Here is a 2,337-nt window from a genome sequence, read left to right as displayed (position 1 = left end):
TCCTCCTGCGTCCTGCCGCTTTCGGAAAGCGGCCCTTCCCACAAATAGGTCGAGAATTCGGTGTGCCGCTCCCAGCGCAGCGAGCCCTTGCCACATTTCATGGCATGGTGGCGGGCCTGGCGGTCGGGCGCGGCGATGCCGAGGCGCCGCGACAGTTCGGAAAGCACCGCGTGGTCGACGCCGGAGCCGCCCTCCGTCATGAAGGCGAGTTGCATCAGGACGCGTGGCTTTTCGATCAGCGGATGCGGCCGGGCATGAACCTCGCCGAGTGCGCCGGGCCGGCCCTCATGCGCGGGAAAGCCCATGACGCTGCCCTTGGCGCGCGGCTGGAATTCGAGATCGGACGGGTCGTCTGACACGGCTTGTTCCCCGGGGGTTTCCTTGAACCCGCTTGCACTCGCGTCCCTCTAGTACCAATGGCCTGACGACGCAAGCGGCAAAGTTAGCCGAAGATCACGGGATCGGGCGGGAAATCGGCCTGCTTTTTGTCAATTGGATAAATAATTTGACCAGTTGGCGAGGCAGGCTCTATTCTGCGGCACCGGTTCACCTTCCAGGCATTCTGTTGAGCGACATTTTTTCCAGGATCGAGCATTCGCGCACCGCCGACGAGGTGGTGCAGCAGATCGAGAGCCTCATCCTCGAAGGCGTGCTGCGCACCGGCGACCGGCTGCCGGGCGAGCGCGAGCTTGCACGCCAGTTCGACGTATCGCGGCCGATCCTGCGTGACGCCCTGAAGGCACTGGAAGGACGCGGCCTTTTGACGACAAGGCCCGGCGGCGGCACGCATGTCGCCGATGTCATCGGCCAGCTCTTCACCAAACCGGTGACGGACCTGATCTCGATGCACCGCAAGGCAGTGACCGACTATCTGGAATACCGCCGCGAGATCGAAGGGGTTGCGGCTGAATATGCGGCACGGCGCGCCACCCCAGACGACATGGCGCTGCTCGACAAGATCATGGCACGCATGGACGATGCGCACCGGACCGGCGACTTCGACGACGAGGCCGAGATCGACGTCGAGTTCCACCACGCGATCTGCGAATGCGCACACAACATCATCCTTTTGCACACGCTGCGCTCCTGTTATCGGCTGCTGTCGGAGGGCGTGTTCCAGAACCGGCTGCTGGTGTTCACCGTACCCGGCGCGCGCGACGCCCTGCTCGCGCAGCACCGGGCGATCCATGCGGCGGTGAAGGCCGGCGACCCGGCCACCGCCCGCCAGGCGGCGATGGACCACATCACCTATGTCGAACGGTCGATGGCGGAGGCCGAGCGCAGCGGCGACTGGCAGCGCGTCTCGCGGCTGAGGTTGAAACAGCGCGTTGACGCCACCGATACAGAACCAGCACGCAAACGCTCCTAGCTATCGAAACGGGAAGCCCATGAGCCAGATCCTGACCATCGCCGACCTCAAGGACCTCGCACGCCGGCGTGTGCCGAAGATGTTCTTCGACTATGCCGATTCCGGTTCGTGGACCGAAAGCACGTATCGGGCCAACGAGGAGGATTTCCAGAAGATCAAGTTCCGCCAGCGCGTCCTCGTCGACATGGACAACCGTTCGCTGGCATCGACGATGATCGGCGAAAAAGTGTCTATGCCGGTGGCATTGGCGCCAACCGGCATGACCGGCATGCAGCACGCCAATGGCGAGATGCTGGCGGCGCAGGCGGCGGAGGAATTCGGCGTGCCGTTTACCTTGTCGACGATGAGCATCTGCTCGATCGAGGATGTCGCCTCGGTTACCACGAAGCCGTTCTGGTTTCAGCTCTATGTGCTGCGTGACAAGGATTTCGTGCTCAACCTGATCGACAGGGCAAAGGCGGCGAAATGCTCGGCGCTCGTGCTGACGCTCGACCTGCAGATTCTCGGTCAGCGTCACAAGGACATCCGCAACGGGCTTTCGGCGCCACCCAAGCTGACGCTGACCAACATCGTCGACATGGCCATCCGCCCGCGCTGGTGCGCCGCCATGGCCGGCACCAAGCGGCGGACCTTCCGCAACATTGTCGGCCACGCCAAGGGCGTCGGCAACATGGCCTCGCTGGCATCGTGGACGACGGAGCAGTTCGACCTGCATCTGTCGTGGAAGGACGTCGCCTGGATCAAGGAGCGCTGGGGCGGCAAGCTGATCCTCAAGGGCATTCTCGACAAGGAGGACGCGCTGATGGCGGCCAAGACCGGCGCCGACGCGATCATCGTTTCCAACCATGGCGGGCGCCAGCTCGATGGTGCGTCGTCGTCGATCGGCGTGCTGGAAGAGATTGCCGACGCGGTCGGCGACACGATCGAAGTGCATATGGATGGCGGCATCCGCTCCGGCCAGGATGTCC

The 2,337-nt window shown here is 63.7% G+C and carries 3 protein-coding genes; 2 read left to right on the top strand and 1 reads right to left on the bottom strand.

Annotated features, from left to right (window positions below; genetic code table 11):
* Positions 1-359: DUF3422 family protein (locus EOA22_RS31035; protein WP_127390486.1), on the bottom strand; the 359-nt coding region annotated here is incomplete at its 3' end.
* Positions 360-565: 206 nt separating this feature from the next.
* Here EOA22_RS31035 and EOA22_RS31030 point away from each other — a divergent pair.
* Together EOA22_RS31030 and EOA22_RS31025 are read left to right on the top strand one after the other, a co-directional pair.
* A complete protein-coding gene (locus EOA22_RS31030; protein WP_032808722.1) occupies positions 566-1,369 on the top strand; it encodes an FCD domain-containing protein in 804 nt (267 codons plus the stop codon).
* Between the two features lie 19 nt (positions 1,370-1,388).
* A partial coding sequence (locus EOA22_RS31025; RefSeq protein ID WP_164756085.1) for an alpha-hydroxy acid oxidase occupies positions 1,389-2,337 on the top strand: 949 nt, incomplete at its 3' end.

The organism is Mesorhizobium sp. M7A.F.Ca.US.014.04.1.1 (assembly GCF_003998745.1).
Classification (GTDB): domain Bacteria; phylum Pseudomonadota; class Alphaproteobacteria; order Rhizobiales; family Rhizobiaceae; genus Mesorhizobium; species Mesorhizobium ciceri.
This window is presented reverse-complemented; position numbering and strand designations above follow the sequence as displayed.